Here is a 24,697-nt window from a genome sequence, read left to right on the forward strand (position 1 = left end):
TCGCGGTCCTGGCCGCCCGGGGAGGGCGGCCAGGACCACGAACCAGCTAGTTCTCGGTGAGGGTTGCTTCGGCCTCTTCGGCAGCGTCGTCGAGCGCCTCGGCGGGCGTCTTCTGTCCCTGGATCACCGAGTCCCACGCGGTGGCGAAGATGCCCCACTCGACGTCACCCCACAGGGGGTGCGCCGGGCGGGCCCGCGCGTCGGGCATCTGCTCGATGAAGACCTGACGGATCGGGTCCTCCTGGGCCCAGTCGGACTCGATGACGTCGACCCGGCCGGGGATGCGGCCCATGTCCTGGGTGTAGTGCATCTGGTCGGCCGCGGTGAACCACTCGATGAACTCCCAGGCGAGCTCGGGGTTCTCCGCGCTGGCGGCCACACCGAGGCTTGCCCCGCCGAGGATCGTCGCGGCCTCCTCGCCCTCCGGCAGCGGCGCGACGGCGAAGTCGAGCTCGGGGTTGCCCTCGCGGATCGACTCGATGACCCACGGACCGACCGCCATCATCGCGACCCGCTCCTGGACGAAGGGGGCGATGTACTCGTCCCAGCTGGAGGTCACGGTGAGGAAGTCCGGCGGGACGACCTCGTCCTCGAGGTAGAGGTTGGCGTAGAACTCGAAGGCCTCGTGGCCCTCGGGGCTGTTGAACTCGATCGAGCTGACGTCCTCGCTGGCGATCTGCCCGCCGTTCTGCCACAGCCACGGCCAGAAGGAGAACGAGCCGTACCCGGCCGCGCCGAGCATGTAGCCGTACACCTCGCCGTCCGTGAGCTCGAGCGCGGCCTCGCGCAGCTCCTCCCACGTCGTCGGCACCTCGACCCCGGCGTCCTCGAGCATGGCGACGTTGTAGAAGAGCGCCGTGTTCGAGGAGTCGAAGGGCACGCCGTACTGCTTGCCGTCGTACTGGGAGTACTGCCAGGCGCCCTCGTGGAAGTCCCCGGAGACCGCCTCGGCCTGCGAGCTGATGTCGGTGAGCACCTCCGACGCCGCAAGCTGCGGGATGGAGGAGGAGTCGACGATCGCGACGTCGGGCCCCCCGCCGCCGGTGACGGCCGTGGTGAGGTTCGGCACGAGCTCGGTGGTGGCGATCCCCTGGATCTCGACGGTGACGTCGTTCGCCTCGCCGAAGGCACGGGCGGCCTCCTGGAGCGGGGAGTCGGAGTCACCGGCGATGGCGGTGTTCGCCCACAGGGTGAGGGTCTGGCTCTCGGCGGGCTCCTCTCCCGGTTCCTCCCCCTCCTCGGCGCTGCCGCCGGAGCAGGCGACGAGGGTCGTCGCGGCGAGGACGGCGATGCCCGAGCGCACGGCACGCCGGCGGGTGGGGGTGGCGCGGAGACTGCGCGGTAGTGGGTGCGTCATTGCATGTCCCTTTCAGTCGTGCCCGGCGGGTGCCAGGGCGGTCGGGTGGAGCTTCCAGTCGTCGGTCACCAGGGAGCCGGCTCGCTCGGCGAGCCGGCGGGTGTGGAGGGTGGCCTGGTCGACGAGCGCGTCCTCGTCGATGGTGACCAGGGTGCGGTCGCGGACGACGGTCCGGCCGTCGATGACGACGTCCGTGACGTCCTGGGGGCCCGCGCGGTGGACGAGCGTCCACACCGGGTCGACCAGGGGCTGGGTCGCGCTTCGTGAGGTGTCGAGGCGAACCAGGTCGGGGGCGTCGGAGATCCGTCCGCTCACCCCCGGGACGTCCAGGGCGCGCGCGCCCTGGGTCGTGGCCATGGCGAAGGCGGCGTCGGAGCCGAGGGCCGCGGTGTCCTGCTGGGCCTGTCCCTGCGCGTAGACCGCCTGGCGCATCTCGTGCAGGACGCTCTCCATGCCGTCGACCCCGAGCCCCACGAGCACGCCTGCCTCGAGGAGGTCGACGACGCGGGCGAAGCCCTTGGCGAAGCGCAGGTGGTTGGTGGGGCAGTACGCCACCTGGGTGCCGGTGGCGGCGAGGAGCTCGATCTCCGCGTCGGTGAGGTGGAGGCAGTGGACGAGGACGGTCCCCGGCCGGAGGAACCCGACCCGGTGGAGGAGCTCCACCGGCCGCACGCCGTGCTCGGCGACGCACCGGTCGACCTCCTCGGCCGTCTCCGCGATGTGGGTGTACAGCCGCAGACCCTCCCGGTCCGCGGCGACGGCGGCACCGGAGTACGCCTCCACCGAGGTCTGCCGCAGTGAGACGGGGGCGAGGAAGAGCTGCTCGCGGGGCAGGAGGTCGTCGGCGGCGCGGGCCGCCAGGGCGACGACCTCCTCGAGCCCGGCGCGGATTGGTTCGTACCCCTCGGTGATGACGCCGAGCGCCACGGACGCGCGCAGCCCCACGCGCTGGTGGCCGCGGACCGCACCGGCCAGGAGGTCGGGCCGGTGGAGCGGGTACACGTGGTCGACGACGGAGGTCACCCCCGCCCTGACCTGCCGGGCGCTGCCGAGCGCGGTGAGGACCTCGTAGTCCTGCGCGGTGGCGACCTCCTGGACCCGGGACGCCGCGGTGATGACCTCGCGCAGCGGTGCGCCCTCGGAGCGCCGGCCGGTGGGCATCATGGCGCGCAGGTGCTCGTGGAGGTTGACGAGCCCGGGGACGAGGAGGCTGCGCGGCGGGCCGGCGGGCGCCGGGCTCGGCTCGAGCCGGACCCGTCCCCCGTCCAGGTGCGCGGTGGCGTGCACCGGATCGCAGGCGGTGTCCTCCACCGCCCACCCGCTCAGCGCCAGGACCATGCTCACCACCACCCCGTCGTCGAGGCCGCGAGCAGGCCGTCCCGGCCCGCTCCCTCGAGGCCGAAGGCGGCCAGGGTGCGTCCCTCGCGGGCGTAGTCGGTGCCGGTGGCCACCCCGGCGAGGTGGATGAGGGCGTCGATCGTCGGGGTCGGGGTGCCCACCTCGCGGCCGATGGACGCCATGAGGTTGAGGGCGTAGGGCACGTCCTCGGTGATGTACCGGCTCTCGAGGGCGCGGGGCCCGGTGGCGAAGGTCGAGTCGGCGAAGGCGCTGGATTGGAGCGTCCGGTACAGGTCCCCGAGGTACTCGGGTGCGAAGCCCTGCTCGACGAGGTACTCCTCGTAGCCCTTGAGGTTGGTGAAGCCGAGCGCGCGGCGGATCTCGACGAGCTCGGCGTCGACCGCGGCGATGACGAGGCACACGGCGGGGCTCGCGCCCTGGCCCCAGAGCAGGAACTTGCCCGGGCCGCCGTCGATGGTCCCGAGGTTGCCGAGGATCGGGGGCACGTGGTCGATGGCGTTGAAGTTGAGCAGCACGGTCTCCCACACGCTCTCCGCCTTGCTCACCGACTGCCACAGCTCGCACGCGACGTCCTGTGCGCGGTTGCCGGCGGGCAGGCCGGCGACGAGGGTGCCGCCGACCTTGCGGGAGGCCGTGATGAGACCCGGCTTGCGGACACGTGCCCCGTACGGGAGGCTGTTGAGCTCGGCGATCTCGACGCGGGGACGCACACCCGCACGCCGCATCGCGGCGACGAGCGCGAGGCTGCCCCCGCCCTCTCCGGCGAACACGACGAGCTGGCCGTCGCTGAGGTTGTGCGCGAGCAGCTCGGCGAAGGTGTCGTGCCCGAAGGCGGGGACCGAGACGACGACGAGCGGCGCGTCCCGGACGGCGGCGGCCGGGTCGAGGGAGCCGCGGGCGGGTGCCTCGGTGACCTGGTGCCAGGGTGACTTGAGGCGGATGACGCCGGTCTCGATGATCGCGTCGACGTTGGCGCGGAAGCGCTCGAAGTCGGCGACGGTGACGTCGACGCCGCGCTCGGAGAGCTCCATGGCGCTGCTCAGCGCACCGGCCCCGGACCCGAGGACGACGGCGGAGGCGGGCAGGGTGGTCATCGGAGCACCGCCTTCGCGAGCTGGGTGAGCTGGGAGTCGACCTCGGAGGCGTCGGTGCCGCCGAGGCTGACGATCACCTCGTCGACGCCCTGGTCGGCGAGGGCCTGCAGCCCGTCGGCGACGTGCTCGGCCGGCCCGGCGAGGCCGAAGGCCTCCGCCATCGTGTCGGTCATCTGCGCGGCGGCCGCGGCCCGGTCACCGGTGCGCAGCGTGGCGCGCACGGGCTGGACCTCGGCGGCGTCGAGGCCGTAGACCCCGATGAGCTCCTCGGCGTAGGAGCCGGCGGCCATCGTCACGCAGCGGGGGCGCAGCGCCGCGAGTGCCGTCGAGCGGTCGGGGTGGATCTCGGCGTCGAGCATGAGGCACACCTCGCTGCGGCCCTGGGTGCGCTCCGCCGCGCCCAGGGCGAGGTTGTCCTTGACGAACTGCAGGTGGCTGGGTGCCAGGCCGTGGGTGATGACGCCGTCGGCCACCCGGCCGGCGAGCTGGAGCATCTTGGGGCCGCGCGCCGCGAGGTACAGCGGGCTCGGTGGCGCGGTCCAGCGCAGCTGGGAGCCGTTGGCGCTGAAGGTCTCACCGACCACCTCGGAGCGTCCGGTCGCCAGGGCGCGGACGATGTCGACGGCCTCGGCGGTCAGTCGCAGCGGCCGCTTCATCGCGATCCCGAGCTCGCTGGAGAACTCGTAGCCACCGGCACCCATGCCGAGGATGAAGCGCCCGGGGGCGATCTCCTGGAGCGTGGCCGCCATGCTCGCCAGCAGCGCCGGGTGACGCAGGAACGGTGAGACGACGGCGGTGCCGAGGACCAGCCGCTCGGTGCGGGCAGCCATGAGGGCGAGCGCCGCCGCGGCGTCGCGGTGGAAGTAGTGGTCGGCCAGCCACACACCGGAGAACCCGAGGTCCTCGATCCGGGCTGCCCGGTCGGCCGCCTCGGTGATGGGCTGGTCGAGCCGGACGGTGACGCTTACTCTCATCGGTCCTCTTCCTGGGAGGTGGTGGCGGTGCTGTGGAGCACCTCGGTCAGCAGGCCGGCGGCGGCGCGCCGGCGGTAGGTCTGGCTCGCGCGCAGGTCGTCGATGGGCGAGATGTCCTCGGCGGTCGCCGCGGCGGCGTCGGCGATGGCGTCGACAACGGGTGCTCGGCCCTCGAGGGCCGCCTCCGCGTGGTGCAGGCGCACCACCGTGGGGGCGACGGAGCCCATGGCCAGCCGCACGTCCCGCAGCCGCCCCGCCTCGTCGCGCCGCCACTGCCACGCGAGGTTGAGGTAGGAGATCGCCAGGGCGCGCCGGCCACCGACCTTGCGGAAGCCGCTGCTTCCGGGGGGCAGCGGCACGGTGACGGTGCGCACCCACTCCGCCGGGCGCAGGTCGACGCGACGGGGACCGAGCAGGAAGTCCCCGATCGGCACCGTGCGGTCCCCGTCCTGGCTCGTGAGGTCGACGAGGGCGCCGGCCGCCACGAGGGCGGGCACGGTGTCGGCAGCGGGTGAGCCGGTGACGAGGTTGCCGCCCAAGGTGGCGCGGTTGCGGATCTGCTCGGAGGCGAAGACGTCGACGGCCTGCCGCAGCGCCCCGAAGCGGTCACCGAGCGCACCGGCGATGTCGGTCAGCGGCGTCACGGCCGAGAGCACGACCGCCGCGGCGCCGTCCAGCTCGGTGCTCGTCACCGGGGCGGGGGCGTCGGCGAGGTTGGTGACGTCGACCATGACGCCGGCGACCGCGCCGGCGCGGAGCTGGACGAGCAGGTCGGTGCCCCCGGCCAGCGCCCGGCCCTCGAGGAGTGCCGCACTGACGGCGGCGGTCCGCTCGGGCCGCAGCAGGTGCACGCTCATGCCGGTCCTCCCGCAGCGGTGGTGTCCCGGCGCCCGCGGGCCGTGGCGTCGACGGCGTCGACGAAGCGGCGGTAGCCCGTGCAGCGGCACAGGTTGCCGCTCAGCGCGCCGGCGACCTCCTCCTCGCTGGGTTGCTCACGGCGGGAGAGCAGCGCGTGGCAGGACATGAGCACACCGGGGATGCAGTAGCCGCACTGCACGGCCTGGTGGTCGACGAAGGCCCGCTGGAGGTCCGCGCCGTGCTCGGCCAGCCCTTCCACGGTCTGGACGTCCCGGTCGAGCACCTGCCCGACGAGCACGAGGCAGGAGCACACGCTGCGGCCGTCGACGAGCACGGTGCAGCTGCCGCACTCGCCCATGCCGCAGCCCTCCTTCGCCCCGGTGAGCCCGCGGTCCTCGCGCAGGAAGTCGAGCAGCCGGCGCCCGGTGGAGGCCTCGGCCAGCTCTCGTGGCACGGCCGTTCCGTTGACTCTCACATTCCCTCCGTCGCGATGAGGTCGAGCATTCTTTCCGGGGTCACGGGCAATTGCGTCGGAAACACCCCGACGGCGTCGTGGACGGCTCCCGCGAGAGCGGGTCCGACGGGGACGACGACCACCTCCGACATGCCTTTTGCGCCATATGGTCCGGTGGGTTCCGAACCCGGAACGAGAATGGTCTCCATCCGGGGGGTGTCGACAATGGTGGGAATGAGGTAGTTCTCCAGGCTGGTCGTCAGCACCCGCCCCTCACGAAGCAGGTGCTCCTCCATGACGGCCATCCCCAGGCCCTGGAGGAGGCCGCCCTCGGCCTGCCCGACGACGCCTCCCGGGTTGATCGGGGTGCCGCAGTCGACGACGCACAGGACGTCGGGCACCCGCAGCTCGCCGGTGTGGCGGTTGACCTCGACGCGGACCACCTGCACGCACGACCCGTAGACACGGTGCGGGGAGTATCGGGCGAGGTCCGCCTCGGGGACCAGGCCGCGGTCCGCGGTGTCGGGAAGGCGGAAGGTCGCCTCGTGCTCCGCCAGGCCCAGGCGGAGCAGCTTCTCCCCCACCCCGGCGGGGTCGGTGCTCCACGGGAGACCGAGGCGTGCGCACTCCTCCAGCAGGGCGTCGCACACCGCACGGACCGCGCCGCCACCCGCGTAGGTGGAGCGCGACGCCGCCGTCGGCCCGGACTCCGGCACGACGGCGGTGTCCCCGACCACGACGTGCACCGACTCGAAGGGCAGCCCCAGGACGTCGGCTGCCACCTGCGTGTAGGTGGTGTGGATCGACTGGCCGGTGTGGTTGGGGCCCGCCCAGATCGTCACCTCGCCGTCGTCGTCGACCCGCAGGCGGGCCCGGGCGGCGTCCCCGGTCCCGCTGCCCATCCCCACGCCCTTCATCGCCATCGCGATGCCGGTCCCCCGCCGCCACACCGGGCCGGCGGCGGCCTTCCAGGACGCGCGACCGGTCCACAGCGGGTGGGCGAGGGCCGTCTCGAGCGCCTCCCGGGCAGCCAGCCCTTCCGTGACCTCGTGCCGGTAGAGGCTGTGCCGCGCGCCGCCGGCGAGGACGTTGCGCCGGCGGATCTCCCCGGGGTCCAGACCGAGCCGGTCGGCGGCCTCGGTGAGGACGAGCTCGACGGCGAACGCGACCTGCGGGACGCCGTAGCCCCGGAACGCCCCCGCGTTCGCGTTGTTGGTGTAGACGACCGTCCCGTCGAAGGCCGCGTGCTCGAACCCGTAGGGCCCGGTGGACATCTCCGCCGAGGTCTTGAGCACGTTGGGCCCGGACGTCACGACGGGTCCGGTGTCCGCCAGCGCCGTCATCCGCGAGCCGAGGATCCGCCCCGTGGAGTCGAACCCCATGGTGATCTCGGTGCGGAAGGGGTGGCGCTTGGCGCCCGCAGCCATGACGTCCTCGCGGGTGAGGTGGAGCCGGACCGGGCGCCCGCTCGCCCACGCGAGCAGCGCGAGGTGCACGGGGACCGGGTCGTCGTTGCGGGCACCGAATGCTCCGCCGACCGGGTTGGCCACCATCCGGACGGCGTCCGGCTCCAGCGCCAGGGCGCGCGCGACTTTGCGCTGGTGCAGTCCGGGGTTCTGGGAGCCGCACCAGATGGTGACCGCGCCGTCGGCGACGCTGGCTACCCCGCCCGGGGTGTCGATGGCGACGTGCTCCTGCCCGGGGGTGCGGACGGTGCGGCTGATGACCAGGTCGGCTCCCGCGAGGGCAGCGTCGACGTCACCGGCGGAGAACCGGGAGGTGGCGGCGACGTTCCCCGCCGGCCACAGCTGCGGGGCGTCCTCCGCCAGCGCGGCCTCGGCGCTGCCGACGACGGGCAGCGGGTCGAGCACGAGGTCGACGGCGGCGACCGCTGCCCGTGCCTGCTCCGGGGTCTCGGCGGCGACGAGCACGATCGCCTCGCCGACCTGCCGCACGACGTCGGTGGCCAGGGCGGGCCCGTCGACGTCCCGCGGCCCCAGGGCGTTGCACGGGACGTCGTGTCCCGTGACCACGCACACGACGCCGGGCAGCGCCGCCGCCCGAGCGGTGTCGAGGCGATCGATCCGGGCGTGGGGCAGCGGCGAGCGCAGGACGGCACCGTGGAGCATGCCGGTCTCGCGCAGGTCGGTCACGTACCGCAGCGCGCCGGTGACGATTTCCGGTGCTTCCAGGGCAGGTTTCGACTGCCCGACGAAAGGGGTCCGTCCCGGGTAGTCCGCGCCCGTCGTCGTGTTTACCGTCATGATACTTTGCCCCCCGTCCGAGAATTCCCCGAGAAAGGCGCTCCCGCGTGATTGTCACCGAGGTCGAGTGCGTGCAGTACACCGGGCTGCTGGAGATTTCGGGCGGGGTATTTCTCGACCGGTTGCGCCGCCCAGTCGACCTGTACCCCGAGTTCCGCTCGCGCGGTCCGCAGCGCTTCCCCGAGCGGGAGCCGGGACGCTTCGAGGTCACCTCGACGTACCTGCACGTCCACACCGACACGGGGCTCGTGGGGAGCACCAACCAGCTCTCCGCGGAGCAGGCCCACACCATCCTCACCGTGCTGCGGCCGCTGCTCATCGGCGCCGACCCGCTCGCCACCGAGAAGCTGTGGGACGTCGCCTACCGCTCGGCCATCCACGGCCGCAAGGGCACCGGGATGCTCGCCCTGTCCGCCGTCGACTGCGCGCTGTGGGACATCAGGGGCCAGCACTTCGGCGTCCCTGCGCACGTGCTCCTCGGCGGCCCCACGCGCGAGCAGGCACCGGCGTACATGTCGATGCTCGGGGAGTCCATGGAGCTCGACGACGTCGCGGCCCGCACCCGCGAGGTCCGCGACCAGGGCTTCACCGGTGTCAAGTGGTTCCCGCGCTGGGGACCCGAGGACGGGACGCGCGGTGTGGACAGGATCGTCGAGCTGGTCGGGACCGTGCGCGACGCCGGCGGACCGCACCTGGACGTCATGCTCGACGCCTGGAGCTCCTGGGATGTGCCGTTCACGGTGGCCGTGGCACGGGCCACCGCCGACCTCGGGCTGCGGTGGATCGAGGAGCCGCTCCCGGCCGACCACCTCGGCGGGTACCGCACGCTGCGCTCCCGGCTCGCGGGTCTCACCGAGATCGTCGGTGGTGAGCACGAGTACACGCGGTGGGGCGTGGCCGACCTCGTCGCGGCCGACGTCCTCGACCTGTACCAGCCCGACCCGCACTGGGCCGGGGGCATCTCCGAGACCATGAAGATCATGGGTGTCGTCAGCGCCGCCGGTGGGCAGGTCGTCCCGCACGGTCAGTCGCTCCAGGCCAACGCCGCGCTGACCTTCGCCGCGCCGCCCAGCTTCGTCCCGCAGATGGAGTACCTCGGCCGGCTCATGGCCTGGTACCAGCTCTTCCTCGCGGATCCGATCGTCCCCGTCGACGGCGCCGTGCCCGCGCCCACGACCCCCGGCCTGGGCATGGCGGTCGACCCGTCCCGGGTGCTCGACCGCCGTCCGCTGATCCTCTGAGCCGTGGGAGCCACGCCCGTGAAGCACCTGCTCTGCCTGTCCGACTACCCGCGCGAGCTCGTCGAGGGATGGGTGGTGGGACTCGACTGCCGCGTCACCGTGGCACCGCGCCGCGCCGGCCTGGCGGACCTCGACCTCACCACCGCGGACGTCGTCATCGGCGACGCGTCGCGTCACTTCCGCCTCGATGCCGCAGCACTGGAACGCCTCGACCGCTGCTCGGCGGTCGTGCAGCCCTCCGTCGGTGTGGACGGGGTCATCGACGTCGAGGCGGCCCACCGGCTCGGCATCCGGGTGGCGAACGCTCCCGGCTACAACGCGGCCGCTGTCGCCGACTGGACGGTGATGGCGATGCTCGTGGTCCTGCGCCACGGTCTGGGTGCCGCGAATGCGCTGCGCAGCGACGGCTGGTGTACCGCCCCGCTCGGTCGCGAGCTGGGCGAGCTCACGGTGGGGCTGGTGGGCTACGGCGCCGTCGCGCGCGCCGTGCACGACCGGCTGCGCGGCTTCGGGTCCGACGTGCTCGTCTCGGCTCGCGGGACCGCCCGGGACGGCGGTGCCACGCAGGTGGAGCTCGACGAGCTCCTCGGGCGCAGCGACGTCGTCAGCCTTCACGTCCCGCACACCCCCGAGACCCATCACCTGCTCGGGGCGCAGCGGCTGGCCCGCATGCGCGAGGGCAGCGTGCTCGTCAACTCGGCCCGCGGGGCCCTGGTCGACGAGGACGCGCTGGTCGCGGCCCTGCAGGCCGGCCGGCCCGCGGCGGCTGCGCTCGACGTCTTCGCCGAGGAGCCGCTGCCGGCCACCAGCCCGCTGCTCGAGCTGCCCCAGGTCTACCTGACCCCGCACGTCGCCGCGAGCACCGAGCAGGCACGGATGCGTGTCCGCGCGCTCGTCGGGGCGAACGTCCGACGCGCCCTGCTCGGGGAGCAGCTGGAGCACGAGATGCGCTAGCGGCACCGGCCGCCGGGTGCGGACGACGGTCATCGCGTCGCCTCCCCCGCCCAGGCCAGCGCCGCGGCGGCCGTCCAGGACTGGTGCCGGCTGCCGAGGGCCGTGCCGTCGGTGGCGTCGTAGTACTCGGCGAAGCTGAGGTCGCTCAGCTGCTCGAGCCCGGCCGCGCGGATGGTCGCCGCGGCGTCGGCGTGGCCGTGGTGCTCCAGCGCCCACGACAGCAGCCAGGACGTCACCGGCCACTGCGGCCCGCGCCAGTAGTTGTTCGGTGTGAAGGCCCCGCTCATCGGCGAGGTGGTGGGCGGCAGCGGGAGGCGGAGCGCCGGGTGGCCGCACCACCGCTCCCCGAGGAGGAGGTCGACCTGAGCCGTGTAGGTCTGCGGGTCGGCCCCGCAGACGAGCGGGGCGAAGCCACCGAGGGTTTGCGTCGCCACCCACTCGCCGGTCCGGACGTCGTAGTCCATGGCGAGACCGGTCGTCGGGGAGACCGCCGCGGTGACCCCGGCCCGCCCCCGCCTCGCCATCTCCCGCAGGGACCGCACCTGCTCCACCCGCCCGAGCTCCTCGCCGAGGTCGGCCAGCAGGTCCGAGGCCAGGGCGAGCACCGCGGAGAAGAAGACGTCGGCGACCCTGAAGTCGATGACCTCCCGGGTCCGCTCGTCGTCGTACCCCACCGAGGCGAGCTGCTCGACGAGCCAGAGGTAGCGCCGGTAGTCCTCGTCCGAGGGACGCTGCGCGACGTCGCCGACGTGCTTGGTGTCCTCCCGCACGAAGGGCGGCATCGGCCCCACCCTGATCCGCGAGTACGCCGCGTCCCAGCGGGGTGAGTTGTCCATCCCCGACTCCCAGCCGTGGTGGATCTCCACCAGGCCGCGGCCGGCCGGGTCGCGGACGTCGGAGAGCCAGCTGTGCCAGCGGAACCAGTCGTCGAAGGTGCTCCGCACGAACTCGGTGGCCGCACGGGCGTCGTCGCCGCCGTTGCGGCGGGCCTGGTCGCAGATGAGGTACAGCGCCACACTGTGTACAGGCGGCTGACAGATACCAGACGTCTGCACGGCAGCGGGGCTCGCGGCCGCGCCGGCGGTCCGCCACCGGTCAGGACCCGGGAAGTACCCGTCCCGGCCGGAGAAGACGATCTGCGGGATCATGCCCGTTCCCCACTGCCCGCGCAGGAGGTTCGCCAGCTCGGTGAGTGCGCGCGGCACACTGAGGCGCGTCAGCCCGATCGAGATGAACGCGGCGTCCCAGCTCCACTGGTGCGGGTACAGGCGCGGCGCAGCAAGGGTCGTTCCGCCGCGGTCGTTCTCCCGCAGCACGTCCGCGGCACGAGCCGCGACCCGGTCGACCACTCCACTCACGCTGGGGTCCTCTCGTCGTCGTCGACGTCCCACGCCCGGCGCGAACTGTTCGCGCCTTTACGTACAGTTGGTGAACGTAAAGCACTGGACTCCGCGTGTCAACGTTTGCCATGATGGCGCCAACGAACCGCAGCACCGGGGCCGCGGCGCAGCACCACGGAGGTGGCATGTCCAAGGACGCGACGTCCGCGCCCGACCTCCTGGCGCCGGCCTCGGCCACCCCCTCTGCCGCGTCCCACGGGTACCTGCTCAACCTGTTCCGCACCCGGCCGGGCTGGACCCGACAGCAGCTGCTCGAGGTCACCGGCGTCTCGCGCACGACCCTCTACGACCGGCTCGACACCCTCTTCCAGGCGGGGCTCATCTACTCGGCCGGGTCGGTGCCACCCCCGGGTGGCGCCGGCGCGCGGGGCCGGAGGTCCGAGCTCCTCCGCTTCGACGACCGGGGCAAGATCGTGCTCGTCCTCGACCTCGGGCAGACCAGCGCACGGGTCTGCGTCGTCGACGTGCACGGTCAGATCCTGCGGATGAGCGAGCACCGCCTCGCGATCAACACCGCGCCCGCCGCGTACTTCGACACCGTCTTCGAGCACGCGCACCAGCTCGTGGACGGGCGCACCGGGGAGTCCCTCGTCGGGGTGGCGCTCGGGATCCCCGGCCCGGTCGACTCGGCAACGGGCGTGCTCGGGCGGTCGACGACCATGCCGCTGTGGCAGTCCTTCCCTGTCATGGAGGCCATCCGCGAGCACTGGCAGGCACCGGTCGTCATCGAGAACGACGCCCGAGCCCTGGCGATCGGTGAGGCGTCGGTCGAGGCGCTCGGGACGTCGGTGCTGGCCGTCAAGTACTCGACCGGGATCGGCGCCGGCATCGTCGTCGACGGCCGCGTGCTCGTCGGGTCCGACGGCGCGGCCGGGGACATCGGCCACATCCGGCTGCACAGTGACGGACCACCGTGCACCTGCGGCCGCCGCGGCTGCCTCGCCGCGTACGCCTCCGGTGACGCGCTCGTCCGGACGCTCGCCCACGCCGGGGTGCAGAACCTGGGCGACGTCGTGGACCGCGCCCAGTCCGGTGACCCCGAGGTGCGGGAGGCACTCCGGGAGGCCGTCTCGCGCCTGAGCCGCGTCCTCGCCTCGATCATCACGGCCATCAACCCCGACGTGCTCGTCGTCGGCGGGTCGCTCGGACGCCTGCGCGCCGTCGTCGAGCAGATCGACGAGCAGGTGCACGCCGACGTCGTCGACCGTGCCGTCCAGCGGCTCCAGGTCACCGGCGCCCGGCTCGGGGACCGCGGCACCACGACGGGCCTGGCGCGCCGGCTCGTCGACCTCGTCTACGCCCCGCACGCCGTCGACCTCGCCGTTGCGCGCCGCTCGGACCCGGGCTCCGGAGTGGTGAACCGGGCGAGCGAGGTGGCGTCGACGCCGGAGCCGGCATGACCACCCAGCACCGCCGGACGGCCGCCGAGGTGCAGGCCGCCGTGCGAGCCGCGCGGCGTGACCGGCGTCCCGTCCTCGTGCGCAGTGGCGGCTGGCACCTGGGCCTCGGTCCGCTGCGTGACGAGCCGGTCTCCATCGACCTGCGCGAGCTGCGTGACGTCACGCGGGAGGGGGCGACGGCCTGGGTGGGACCCGGACTGTCGAGCGCTGCGGCGGCGAGCCTGCTCGGGGACTCGGGCTTCCCGCTGGGCCACGCACCGGAGGTCGGGGTCGGTGGATACCTCCTCTCCGGCGGGAACGGGTGGAACGGCGGCGCCTGGGGCGCGGCCGGTGACCGCGTGGTGGCCGTGGAGGTCGTCACGCCCGACGGCGAGCTGCGCGTGGTCGACGACGGCTCCGACCCGGGCCTCATGACGCTCGTGCGTGGCGCTGGCCCGCTCTTCCCCGGAGTCGTCACCCGTTTTCGTCTCGCCCTCGCCGATCCGGTGCGCATCGCACGCCAGGGCATCACCTTTCCCGCGGACGCGGCCGCGGCGCTCGGTGAGGAGCTCGACCAGCTCGCGCCGGCCTGCCCACCGGGCCTCGAGCTCACGGTCTTCCTCCGGCCCGGGGAGGCGGACGGACCCCGCGTCACGCTCGCGGCGACGGCCTTCGACGCGACCGACGCCGAGGAGCAGCTGTCCCTGCTGGGGACGCTGACCACGCCGGGCGAGCCCACGGCAGTGAGCAGCTTCTCGTCGCTCGGCGCCCTGCTGGCGACCCTGTCCAGCGGCCCGGTCCCCCCGGCCGCCTTCCACCAGACCTGGACGCACGCCCCGTACGCCACCACCCTCCCGCTCCTCGTCGATGCGCTGCGGGCGCCTCCCTCCGCCGTGACGAGCGTCCTCGTCGCCCGCGCACCGGTGCGAACCGGCGACCTCGACTCGGTCTACACGGTGCCCGCGCCCGTGAGCGTCGCCGCCTACGCCCACACGCCGCACCCGACCGGTCGCACGTGGTGCCGGGCGACGATCCGGGCACTGCCGACCGCAGGACACTTCATCGGTGAGGCCGACCTCGGGCTCGTGTCCCCGCTCGACTGCTTCGGCACGGTCGACCGGGCCCGACTCCCCGGAATGCTCGCCGCCGTCGACCCCGACGGGTGGTTCCGTCCCATGGAGCCGGGGGGCCACCGTGCGTGACCTCCTGCCCGAGCTCGGCGAGCGCTGGGCGCGCGGCGAGTCCGTGGGGCTCGCCACGGTGGTGGCGACCTGGAGCTCGGCTCCCCTGCCCGCGGGCACGGCGATGACGGTGACGGCCGGCGGTGAGGTCCGCGGCTCCGTGTCCGGCGGGTGCGTCGAGGCCGACGTGATCCACCGGCTCGAGGAGCTCCGGTCCACCGGTGGCACCCCCTACGTCCAGCGCTACGGCGTGAGCGACGACGAGGCCGGGGCGGTCGGGCTCACGTGCGGGGGCACCATCGAGGTGTTCCTGGAGATCCTCGGGCCGGAGGCGGCTGCGGAGCTGGAGGCTCTGCGGCGGGAGCTGGACGCGGGCCGCAGGGCGGCCGTGGCGACCACGGTCGAGCACGTCGTCCCGGACCTCGTCGGCCGTCGGCTGCTCCTGCGTCCCGACCGGGCCGTCACCGGCTCCCTCGGCTGGCGCCGTGCCGACGACGCGGTGGCGGTCGACGGGCTGGGTCTCCTCGACGGCGGGCGGACGGCCACCCTCACGTACGGGCCCGACGCCGAGCGACGCGGTGAGGGGATGCGGGTGCTCGTCTCCGCCTTCACGACGCGCCCGCGTCTGCTCGTCTTCGGCGCGACCGACTTCGCCGTCGCACTCGCGCACCTCGGCACGTTCCTCGGCTATCGCGTGACGGTCTGCGACGCACGCCCGGTGTTCCTCACCCCGGCGCGCTTCCCCGACGTCGAACGCGTCGTCGACTGGCCGCACGACTACCTGGAGCGGGAGGCGGCTGCCGGACGACTCGACTCGCGGACCGCGATCTGCAGCCTGAGCCACGACCGGAGGTTCGACCTGCCGCTCCTGGAACGGGCGCTGCGCCTCGAGGTCGGCTTCGTCGGCGCACTCGGGTCCCGCCAGGTCCTCGCCACCCGCGTGGAGGAGCTGCGCAGGGCGGGGCTGAGCGAGACCGAGGTGGCCCGCCTGCACGGCCCTGTCGGCCTCGACCTCGGCGGCCGGACGCCGGAGGAGACCGCCGTGTCGATCATGGCCGAGATCGTCGCCGTGCGGTGGGGAGGCAGCGGGCTCGCGCTCGGGCAGACACGGGGCACGATCCACCACGACTGACTCCCCCGCGCCGCCGAAGAACTGCGCCCGGTCACGACGAACGGGGCCCCGCACCGTCACGGTGCGGGGCCCCGTCCCTCAGCTCACGCGGAGCGGGTCAGGTCGCCGTCACGGCGTCCTGCGCACCCCGAGCGTGTCGGTGCCGTCGCCGTTCCAGTCACCGACGTAGACCTCGTCGCCGGTGCGGCCGTAGACCACGGAGAAGTCCGCCGGGCCGCCGGCGAGCGAGTCCTTCACGAAGTACACGTTCCCGCGGCGGACGGCGAAGGTGTCCAGCTTGTCGCCGTCCCAGTCGCCGGCCAGGGTGACGTCGGCCGCGCGGCCGTAGGAGAACACCTCGTCGGCGTCGCCGCCGCTGATGGAGTTCTTCACGTAGTACGTCGACCCGCGCCGAACGGCGAAGGTGTCGGTGTCGTCGCCGTCCCAGTCGCCCACCATGACGTCGTCGCCTGCGCGGCCGTAGGCGATGACGTGGTCGGCCTTGCCGCCGGCCAGGGTGTTCTTCACGTGGTACTCCGACCCGCGGCGCACGGCCAGGGTGTCGGTGCCGTCGCCGTCCCAGTCGCCCACGAGGACGACGTCACCGGGACGCCCGTAGCTGAACACGCTGCTCGCGAGCCCGCCCCTCGGGGCGTTGTTCACGAAGAACTGCGACCCGCGGCGCACCGTGATCGAGTCGGTCCCGTCACCGTCCCAGTCACCGATGAGCACCTCGTCGGTGTAGCGGCCGTACTGGAACACGTGCTCGGCCTGGCCGTCCCACCCGTCGTTGAGGAAGAAGCCGTACTGCAGCGGCTCACCCGGCTCCGCCGGCTCCTCCGGCTCGAGCGGCGGGATCTCGCCGTCGCCGTCGCGGTCGATGGTGAAGACCTGGGTGGACCACGTCTCGGTGTGCGCGGGGTTGTCCGGGTCGCCCAGTGCGCTCAGCGCGCGGACCTCGAGGATGTAGCGGCCGTCGGGCACCGCGGCGCGGGTCCCGCCGACGTTGCTGCTCATCCCGTCCCACGTCCACGCGGTGAAGGTCCCGGAGTCGCGGCCGACGTACTGCTCGTACCGCGCCACCGCCTGGTTCTCCGCGACGGCGTCCGTCCCGGTCCCCGCGGCCCGGGCCTCGAAGATGGTGAACGTCAGCGACTGTGCCGGGTGCTCCAGGTGCACGATCAGCGTGGGGACGTCGCCGTCGGCCATCGTGAAGGCCGCGTTCTGTCCCGCGAGGTCCCACTCGGCACCCCACGCGCAGTCGACCCCGATGAGCCGGTCGCAGGAGGTCAGCTGGGCCAGCGCCGGCAGGTCGAGGTCCGAGAGGTCCTCGAGCAGCGGGAGCGCCTGGTAGTCGCCCGCGAACCCCGCGAACGGCACGCTCAGCGGCTCGCCGTCGTCGTCGATGGGAGTCAGGACGATGTAGCCGCCGTACTGGGCCAGCTCGAGGTCGCCCGGGGAGACGGTGACGCTGAAGGTCGCGCTCTCCCCCGCCGGGACGACCACGAGGTCGGGCATGTCGACGTCCGCCTCCGCCGCGAAGAAGCTCGGGTTGTCCGGGTTCCCGGCCGTCGCGACGGTGTCGGTCGAGGACAGCTCGTACGTCACGTCCGCGTCGCCGTCGTTGGTCACCGTGAGCTCACGGGTGACCGGGCCGCCCTCGGACTCGCCCAGCGAGAGCTTGCCCGGCGTGACCGTGGTGGTCGAGAGGATCGCGTCGTCGATGTCGAGCATGCCCGCGCCCTGACGCAGGACCGGCTCGGTGTACCCCTGGTTCGCGACGAGCGACCAGGTGGCCGGGTCGGCGCTGTTCTGGAGCAGGTCACGCACGTCGTGCGCGTCGGTCCCCGGACGGGCCTCCAGCAGCAGCGCGACCGCGCCCGCGACGTGCGGGGCGGACATCGAGGTGCCCGAGACGGTGGCGTACTCGCCCTCCTCCAGCGGGTAGGTCGAGTAGATGTTCCCGCCCGGTGCGCCGAGGTCCGGCTTGAGGCTGAGGTCGGCCCCCAGACCGTAGGAGCTGAAGCTGGACATGAGGCCACCGGTCGGATTCACCGCGGAGCCGACCTCGTCGGTCCAGGTGAGCGTCGCCCCGCCGTCGACGACGGCGGCGTCGGCGGCGATCCCGGACGCCTGGGAGATGCCGACGACGGGGATGGTGATCTGCTCCGCACCCGCGACCGTCGCGCTGAACAGGCCGGGCACGTTGTTGTAGATGAGCACGGCGGAGGCGCCCGCCTTCTGCGCGGCGAGTGCCTTGGCGTAGAAGCTGGCGTCGCACGCGGCGTTGCTCTCGTGCGCGCCGCGCTCGACGAGCACGGCCTGGCCGGTGAGGTCCGCCGTGATCGGGGCGCAGACGCGCGCCTCGGCCGTTCCCGGTGCGCCGAGGCGCGTGAGTGGGAGCGAGCCCTCGGTCGGCGGCTCGGGGGCCGCGCTGGCCGGGATGTAGGGGACGTCCTCGCCGTCGATCTCCAGGATCGAGGCCGTCACCTGGATGTTGTCGTAGGAGGCGACGCCGATGACGTCCTCCCCCACGCCGGGTGCGCCGGCGGACCAGGTGCCCGAGGCGCCGCTGTTGCCGATGGAGGCGACCATGACGACGCCCGCGTCGACGAGGTTGTCGCTCGCCACCGCCGTCGGGTACTGCGGCCAGGTGGAGAAGGCCGAGCCGATGCTCTGGTTGACGACGTCCATGCCGTCGGCCAGGGCGCGCTCCATCGCCGCGACCATGATGTCGGACTCGGTGGAGCCGTCGCAGCCGAAGACGCGGTAGGCGCCGAGCTCGACGCCCGGTGCGACGCCGCGGACGCCGCCCGCGGTGACGTCACCCTGGGCTCCGGCGATGCCGGCCACATGGGTGCCGTGGCCGTTGCAGTCGTCGGGGTCCGGGTCCGGCATGGGGACCGGCTGGTAGTCCTCGCTCTCCGGGTCGGCGTTGTAGTCGTCGCCGACGAAGTCGTAGCCGGCGACGACCTTGGCGGTCGGGAAGCCGGTCTCGCCGTCGGTGCCCGACCCGCCGAGGTCCGGGTGGTCGTAGTCGACGCCCGTGTCGATGATCCCGACCCTGATGCCGGTGCCGTCGAAGCCGAGCTCGCTCTGGGCGATGTCCGCGCCGGTCATCGTCAGCGCGCTGACGAGGTCGGGCTCCGACGTGGGTGTCGTCGGCACCTGGACGGGCAGGACCGGGTAGACGGCGCGGACCTGGGGCAGCTCGCTGACGATCTCGACGGCGTCGTCGTCCATGTCCGCGGACAGGCCGCTCCACAGGCTGCTGAAGGTCTGGCGCACGTCGAGCTCGGCGCCCGCGGACTCCGCCTCGGCGACGAAGTCGCGCTGGGCGCGCTGGATCGACGCGGTGGAGCCGCCACGGGTGGTGGGCCGCGGCTCGAGCTCGACGAACCACGCCCCGGTGGGCGAGGAGGCGAACTCGCTGGTGAGCTCCGGGCTGGCGGTCGGCGTGTCGACGCCGAGGTCCGCCGCCGTGCCGAGGAACTCAGGGCCGGAGTCGGTGTCGGCCGTGGCCATGGGGGCGGCGAGCGCGACGATGAGCGCACCTGCCGTCCCCACGCTGATGCCGACGCGCACGCACCGTTGCGCGCCGCGTGGCATACGGGTTGGTCGTGTCACGGGATCCCCTTCGGTTGTGAGACGAGGGGACTCGTGTGGTGCCCCCCGGAAGCACCGTAAGCAGACGGCGCGGCGCACACGCCGAGGAGCCGCGAAAATCCGTTACAGAACGATAACGATCTGGCCGTCGGCCCTGCTCAGGCGGGGACCAGCTCCCGCTCACGGGTGCGGTCGGCGCCGGCGAGGTCGGCCGTGAGGCGGCCCAGCGCGGTCCGTTCCGCCCGGCTGGGCCGCATCGCCAGCAGGGCCCACAGGATGGTGGCGAGGTCGACGACCTCCTGCATCCACGCGCCGACGATCGCGGGGAGCAGCCCCGCGGCGGCGACGACCATGAGTGCCACGGACATGGCGACCCCGATGCCGATCGCCTGCCAGGCCACGCGCATGGTGCGCCGGCCGATGAGCACGGCGCGGGCGGCGCGGGCGAGGTCGTCGACGGTGATGACGACGTCCGCGGACTCGCTGGCGGCGCTGGAGCCGCGTGCGCCCATGGCGACGCCCACGTCCGCCACCGCGAGCACGGGGGCGTCGTTGACGCCGTCGCCGACCATCATCACCGGCCGCGGGCGGGCGGCGCGCACGGCGTCGACCTTGTCCTGCGGGAGCAGCTCGGCGCGGACGTCGTCGATACCGGCCTGCTCGGCGATGTGCTGGGCGACCTGCTCACCGTCGCCGGTGAGCATCATCGTCGTGCTCACCCCGGCGCGGTGGAGGGCAGCCATGGTCGCGCGGGTCTCGCTGCGCAGCTCGTCGGCGAGGGCGAGGTGGCCGGCGTAGCGCCCGTCGACGGCCACGTGGACCGCGGTGGCGCCGTCGGGCCGCGGGAGGGAGGGCTCACCGGTCTCCCCCTGGATGAAGCGGGCGCTGCCGACGGCGACGGCGCGCCCCTGCACGGTCCCGCGGACGCCGTGGGCGGGCACCTCGGTGACGTCCTGCGCGGAGGGCACGTCGTGGCCCGCGCTGCGGGCGTGGTCGACGACGGCGACCGCCAGCGGGTGGCCCGAGTACTGCTCGACCGCGGCGGCGAGCGCGAGCAGCTCCTCGGCGTCGCTGCCGTCGGTGTGGACGTCGACGACGTGCGGCTCGCCGTAGGTCAGGGTGCCGGTCTTGTCGAAGGCGGCGGTGCGCACGCGGGCCAGCTGCTCGAGGGCGCCGCTGCTCTTGACGATGACGCCGTTGCGGGCCGAGCGTGACATCCCGCCCATGAAGGCCACGGGTGCGGCGATGATGAGCGGGCAGGGGGTGGCGACGACGAGCACCTCGGCCATCCGGCTGGGGTCGCCGGACACGGTCCAGGCACCGACCGCGAGCGCGAGGGCGCCGAGGGTGAAGGGCACGGCCACGCGGTCGGCCAGCCGCACGAAGGGCGCCTTGGACTCCTGCGCCTGGCGGACGAGCTCGATGATGCGCTGGTACTGGGACTCCGCCGCGGGGGCGGTGGCCCGGACCTCGATCGCCTCGCCGCCGTTGACGGCGCCGGACAGCAGCTCCTGACCCCGACGGCGGTCCACGGGCAGGGACTCCCCGGTCAGGGACGACTCGTCCAGGGTGGCGGCCTCGGACTCCAGGACGCCGTCGACGGGCACGACCTCGAAGGGCCGCACGAGGAGCCGGTCGCCGGCGGCGATGTCCTCGACCGGGACGTCGGTGGGGGCGCCGTCGTCGTCGACCCGGTGGGCGGTGCGCGGGGCGTTCGCGAGCAGGCCGGTGAGCTCGCGGGTGGCGCGACCGGCGGCGTAGTCCTCCAGTGCCTCGCCCCCCGAGAGCATGAGGCACACGACCAGGGCCGCCCAGTACTCCCCCACCGCGACGGTGGAGCCGATGGCGGTGACCGCCAGCAGGTCGATCCCGTAGCTGCCGGACCGCAGGTCCTCGACCATCCCGCGCACCTGCCACAGCGCGACGACGACGGCGAAGGCGGAGATCACCCAGCGGGCGGCAGTGGGCTGCCCACCGAGCTCGAGGACCCCGCCGACGGTCCCGGTGATGAGGGTGGCGATGACCACCGGGTAGTGGAGAAGTCCCGTGAAGAATCTCCTCATGGTTCAGTGATACGCCTCTTCCTTCCCGCTGTATAGCAAGGAAAGGCTGACCTCACCGGCCTGTGTGAGGGGCGCTGACGGGACGTGAACGGGGTGCGGGCGCGGACGCGCGCGGCGAGGTGTCGCCGTCGGCGACGGCCCGGCTCACCTCGGCGATGGCGGTGCGGACGGTGTCCCCGTAGGGACCGTCGGGGAGCGCCGAGGCGTGGTGCTCGGCCTCGCCGACGTGCTCGGCCGCCGCCCCGAGGGCACCGAGACGACGGAGGTCGTCGGCGAGGTTGAGGTGGAGGCTCGGGTAGAAGCCCGCCACCCGGAGCCCGGCGTGGTGCTGCTCGGCGCGCTCGTCGGACAGGGCGTCGGCGGCGTCGAGGGCGCGGACGTCCCACAGGAGGGACTCGGCGGGATGGTCGCAGAGGTCGGCCAGGTGGTGCGCGAGCGTGCAGCGGTGGAGCGCGTCGCCTGTCGCGCCGATCCGGTGCCAGAGGGTGAGGAGGTCGCGGCGGGCCGACTCGACCTCGCCGCGGTGCCCGAGGGCGACGGCTGCGGTGATCGCCTCCATCGTGGGATCGGGTGTGGCGTCTGCTGTGGTCATGGCGCGGTTCGTCCCTGCATCCGGTGGCTGCCGCCCATCCTGCAGAACCGAACCGGGTGTCGCAGCCCATTTGCCGGCGGAGGCCGCCCACGCAGGGGCGCCTCCGCCGTCGTGATGTGCAGACCGACCGGACCGGCCCGGTCAGCGCACGGCCGGGACCGGCTGCTCCTCGCGCCTCTCGGCCGACGGCACCTCGGGGGCTCCGTGCGCAGCCGCGGTGCTGGCCTCGGGGCTGAGGTCCAGGCGGCGCAGCAGCTGGGCGTTGAGGGCGACGACGACGGTGGACAGGGACATGAGGATCGCGCCCACCGACATCGGGAGGACGAACCCGGCCGGGGCGAGGACGCCCGCGGCGAGGGGCACGGCGAGGATGTTGTAGCCGGCGGCCCACCACAGGTTCTGCTTCATCTTCCGGTAGCCGGCGCGGGAGAGCTGGATGACCGAGAGCACCGAGCGCGGGTCGTCCGAGGCGAGGATGACTCCGGCGGAGGCGATCGCGACGTCCGTGCCGGCGCCGATGGCGATGCCGACGTCCGCCTGGGCCAGGGCGGGGGCGTCGTTGACGCCGTCGCCGACCATGGCCACGACCCTGCCCTCGCGCTGGAGCTCGAGGACCGTGGAGCTCTTGTCCTCCGGGCGGACCTGGGCGAAGACCTGGTCGATGTCCAGCTCGGCAGCCACGGCGCGGGCCACCGGCTCGGCGTCACCGGTGACCATGACGACGCGGACCCCGAGCTCGTGCAGCGCGGCGACCGCCTGCCGGGACTCCTCACGGACCTCGTCGGCCAGCGCGAGGGCACCCGCCACCTCGCCGTCGACGAGGACGTGGAGCACGGTGGCGCCCGCCTCGGCCCAGGGCGCGGTGGCGGGCAGCGGGTCCGCGCCGTGGTCGGCGAGGAGCGCGGGGCCACCGACCTGCACCTCGTGGCCCTCGACGGTGGCGCGCACGCCGACCGCGGTCGCTGCACGGAAGCCCGTCGCGGGGGGAACCTCCAGGTGCTCGGCGGCGGCGACGACGGCCCGGGCGAGCGGGTGCTCGCTCTCGGCCTCGGCGGCGGCGGCCAGGCGCAGCAGCTCATCGGTGTCGAACCGGCCGGTGCTGGTGACCTCGCTGAGCGCGGGCTCGCCCTTGGTCAGGGTGCCGGTCTTGTCGAAGAGCACGGTGTTGACGACGCGCATGCGCTCGAGGGCGCCACGGTCCTTGACGAGCACCCCGCCGCGGGCGGCGCGCTCGGTGGAGATGGAGACGACGAGCGGGATCGCCAGGCCCAGGGCGTGGGGGCAGGCGATGACCAGCACCGTGATGGCGCGGACGAGCGCGCTCTCCGGGACGCCGACGGCAAGCCACACGGCGGTGGTGACGGCGGCGGCGCCGAGCGCGTACCAGAACAGCCAGCCCGCGGCCTTGTCGGCGAGGAGCTGGGCGCGGCTGGTGGAGGCCTGGGCCTCCGCGACGAGCCGCTGGATGCCGGCGAGCGCGGTGTCGTCGCCGACGGCGGACACCCGCACGCGGAGCGCGTTGTCGGTGGCGACGGTGCCCGCCACGACGTGGTCGCCGACCGAGCGGAGCACGGGCCGGGACTCACCGGTGATCATGGACTCGTCGATGTCGGCGCCGCCGTCGACGACCTCGCCGTCGGCGGGGACCCGCCCACCCGGGCGCACGACGACGACGTCGCCGAGGCGCAGGTCAGCGGGCGTGACCCGGACGAGCTGGTCGCCCTCGACCCGCTCGGCCTCGTCGGGAAGGAGCGCGGCGAGGGAGTCGAGCGCGGAGGTGGTCTGCGCGAGGGAGCGCATCTCCAGCCAGTGCCCGAGCAGCATGATGACGACGAGCAGCGCGAGCTCCCACCAGAAGTCGAGCTCGTGGGAGAAGAGGCCGAGGCTGGAGCCGAGCGAGGCGACGAACGCGACCGTGATCGCCATGCCGATGAGCAGCATCATGCCCGGCTTGCGGGTGCGCAGCTCCCCGACGCCTCCGGTGAGGAAGGGGCGTCCGCCCCACAGGAAGATGACCGTGCCCAGGACCGGGGAGACCCAGTCGATGCCCGCGACGTCCGGCAGCGAGTAGCCGAGGAGGTCGGCGAACATGCCGTTGAGCAGCACGGTGGGGACCGCGAGCGCCAGCATGATCCAGAACAGCCGGCGGAACATCGCGACGTGGTCGCCGTGAGAGCCGTGGCCGGCGTGGCCGCCGTGGGCATCGTGGCCGCCGTGGGCATCGTGGCCGCCGTGGGCATCGTGGCCGCCGTGGGCATCGTGGCCGCCGTGGGCATCGTGAGCGTCGTGGCCGCCGTGGGCGCTCTCAGCGCCGTGGTCGGCGTGAGCCCCGTGGCCGCCGTGGTCGACGTGCTCGCCGCGAGAGCCGTGGCCGCCGTGGCCGCTCTCAGCGCCGTGGCCGCCGTGGTCGGCGTGAGCCCCGTGGTTGGCGTGGTCGCCGTGCTCGCCGTGAGAGCCGTGAGAGCCGTGGCCGGCGTGGTCGGCGTGCTCGCCGTGAGAGCCCTGGCCGTCGTGCGCGTCGTGGCCCGCGGCCGTCAACGGGTCGGTGACCTCACCCCCTTCGGCCGGGATGGCCTGCCCGTGGGTGGTCTCGTCCTCCGGCACCCCGCCGGACGGCAGGTCCTGGCGAGTGCCGCCGCGTACACCCGCGCCTCCCGATGGCCCGTCTCCGCGGCTGTGGTCGTGTCCCGCTCGAGCATTCATCTCAGGTCTTCCCTCCGGTGACGCATACCCCCATGGGGTATCAGTGTGACCGCCTCAAGCCGATCGCGCCAGGTTCTATTCCGGAATCACCGACCCTTTCTCGAGAA

The 24,697-nt window shown here is 73.6% G+C and carries 18 protein-coding genes; 6 read left to right on the top strand and 12 right to left on the bottom strand.

The genetic code is table 11. The features are described 5' to 3' along the window. Positions 1-46 precede the first annotated feature (46 nt). The 7 genes from VR894_RS11635 to VR894_RS11665 are packed head-to-tail and all read right to left on the bottom strand — an operon-like array spanning position 47 to position 8,360. Positions 47-1,357: a sugar ABC transporter substrate-binding protein gene (locus VR894_RS11635; RefSeq protein WP_324651734.1), complete on the bottom strand. Its 1,311-nt coding sequence runs from the start codon at positions 1,355-1,357 to the stop codon at positions 47-49. 12 nt (positions 1,358-1,369) lie between these two features. Then, a complete protein-coding gene (locus VR894_RS11640) occupies positions 1,370-2,695 on the bottom strand; it encodes an amidohydrolase family protein (protein WP_324651735.1) in 1,326 nt (441 codons plus the stop codon). Positions 2,696-2,697: 2 nt separating this feature from the next. After that, entirely contained in the window at positions 2,698-3,810 is a 1,113-nt protein-coding gene (locus tag VR894_RS11645) for an NAD/NADP octopine/nopaline dehydrogenase family protein (RefSeq protein ID WP_324651736.1), read from the bottom strand. After that, the gene (locus tag VR894_RS11650; protein WP_324651738.1) at positions 3,807-4,784 is read right to left on the bottom strand and encodes an LLM class flavin-dependent oxidoreductase; all 978 of its coding nucleotides are present in this window, start codon (positions 4,782-4,784) and stop codon (positions 3,807-3,809) included. Before VR894_RS11650 ends, VR894_RS11645 begins: the two co-directional genes overlap by 4 nt. After that, a complete protein-coding gene (locus VR894_RS11655) occupies positions 4,781-5,641 on the bottom strand; it encodes an FAD binding domain-containing protein (protein ID WP_324651740.1) in 861 nt (286 codons plus the stop codon). Before VR894_RS11655 ends, VR894_RS11650 begins: the two co-directional genes overlap by 4 nt. Beyond that, positions 5,638-6,117: a (2Fe-2S)-binding protein gene (locus tag VR894_RS11660; RefSeq protein WP_324651742.1), complete on the bottom strand. Its 480-nt coding sequence runs from the start codon at positions 6,115-6,117 to the stop codon at positions 5,638-5,640. Before VR894_RS11660 ends, VR894_RS11655 begins: the two co-directional genes overlap by 4 nt. Then, the gene (locus tag VR894_RS11665; protein WP_324651743.1) at positions 6,114-8,360 is read right to left on the bottom strand and encodes a xanthine dehydrogenase family protein molybdopterin-binding subunit; all 2,247 of its coding nucleotides are present in this window, start codon (positions 8,358-8,360) and stop codon (positions 6,114-6,116) included. Before VR894_RS11665 ends, VR894_RS11660 begins: the two co-directional genes overlap by 4 nt. A 47-nt stretch (positions 8,361-8,407) precedes the next feature. Here VR894_RS11665 and VR894_RS11670 point away from each other — a divergent pair, with 47 nt between their 5' ends. Both VR894_RS11670 and VR894_RS11675 read left to right on the top strand, forming a co-directional pair. Next, positions 8,408-9,601, top strand: a complete 1,194-nt coding sequence (locus tag VR894_RS11670) for an enolase C-terminal domain-like protein (RefSeq protein ID WP_324651744.1) — start codon at positions 8,408-8,410, stop codon at positions 9,599-9,601. Between the two features lie 3 nt (positions 9,602-9,604). Continuing rightward, on the top strand, positions 9,605-10,555 hold the full coding sequence (locus VR894_RS11675) for an NAD(P)-dependent oxidoreductase (RefSeq protein ID WP_324651746.1): 951 nt from the start codon (positions 9,605-9,607) through the stop codon (positions 10,553-10,555). Positions 10,556-10,584: 29 nt separating this feature from the next. On the opposite strand, the gene ggh is transcribed toward VR894_RS11675, so the two are convergent. Continuing rightward, positions 10,585-11,913, bottom strand: coding sequence for a glucosylglycerate hydrolase (gene ggh, locus VR894_RS11680; RefSeq protein ID WP_324651748.1), 1,329 nt, complete (start codon positions 11,911-11,913; stop codon positions 10,585-10,587). Between the two features lie 167 nt (positions 11,914-12,080). Here ggh and VR894_RS11685 point away from each other — a divergent pair, with 167 nt between their 5' ends. The 3 genes from VR894_RS11685 to VR894_RS11695 are packed head-to-tail and all read left to right on the top strand — an operon-like array spanning position 12,081 to position 15,647. Then, positions 12,081-13,355 (top strand): ROK family protein, encoded by a 1,275-nt coding sequence (locus tag VR894_RS11685; protein WP_324651750.1) that lies wholly within the window; start codon positions 12,081-12,083, stop codon positions 13,353-13,355. Then, positions 13,352-14,536, top strand: a complete 1,185-nt coding sequence (locus VR894_RS11690; protein ID WP_324651752.1) for an FAD-binding protein — start codon at positions 13,352-13,354, stop codon at positions 14,534-14,536. Before VR894_RS11685 ends, VR894_RS11690 begins: the two co-directional genes overlap by 4 nt. Next, a complete protein-coding gene (locus tag VR894_RS11695; RefSeq protein WP_324651753.1) occupies positions 14,529-15,647 on the top strand; it encodes an XdhC/CoxI family protein in 1,119 nt (372 codons plus the stop codon). Before VR894_RS11690 ends, VR894_RS11695 begins: the two co-directional genes overlap by 8 nt. Before the next feature lie 108 nt (positions 15,648-15,755). On the opposite strand, the gene VR894_RS11700 is transcribed toward VR894_RS11695, so the two are convergent. The 4 genes from VR894_RS11700 to VR894_RS11715 all read right to left on the bottom strand — a co-directional run bounded on the left by VR894_RS11700 (position 15,756) and on the right by VR894_RS11715 (position 24,041). Then, on the bottom strand, positions 15,756-19,253 hold the full coding sequence (locus VR894_RS11700) for a S8 family serine peptidase (protein ID WP_324651754.1): 3,498 nt from the start codon (positions 19,251-19,253) through the stop codon (positions 15,756-15,758). A gap of 137 nt (positions 19,254-19,390) precedes the next feature. Then, positions 19,391-21,295 carry a heavy metal translocating P-type ATPase gene (locus VR894_RS11705; protein WP_324651755.1) on the bottom strand — a complete coding sequence of 635 codons (1,905 nt, stop codon included), beginning with the start codon at positions 21,293-21,295 and terminating at the stop codon, positions 19,391-19,393. Positions 21,296-21,347: 52 nt separating this feature from the next. Beyond that, positions 21,348-21,887 carry a hypothetical protein gene (locus tag VR894_RS11710; protein WP_324651756.1) on the bottom strand — a complete coding sequence of 180 codons (540 nt, stop codon included), beginning with the start codon at positions 21,885-21,887 and terminating at the stop codon, positions 21,348-21,350. A gap of 141 nt (positions 21,888-22,028) precedes the next feature. Beyond that, positions 22,029-24,041 carry a heavy metal translocating P-type ATPase gene (locus tag VR894_RS11715; protein WP_324651757.1) on the bottom strand — a complete coding sequence of 671 codons (2,013 nt, stop codon included), beginning with the start codon at positions 24,039-24,041 and terminating at the stop codon, positions 22,029-22,031. A 6-nt stretch (positions 24,042-24,047) separates the two neighbouring features. Here VR894_RS11715 and VR894_RS11720 point away from each other — a divergent pair, with 6 nt between their 5' ends. Continuing rightward, complete coding sequence (locus VR894_RS11720; RefSeq protein ID WP_324651759.1) at positions 24,048-24,611, top strand: hypothetical protein; 564 nt, start codon at positions 24,048-24,050, stop codon at positions 24,609-24,611. The last annotated feature ends 86 nt before the right edge of the window (positions 24,612-24,697 follow it).

This window comes from Georgenia sp. H159 (assembly GCF_035607575.1).
Classification (GTDB): Bacteria; Actinomycetota; Actinomycetes; order Actinomycetales; family Actinomycetaceae; genus Oceanitalea.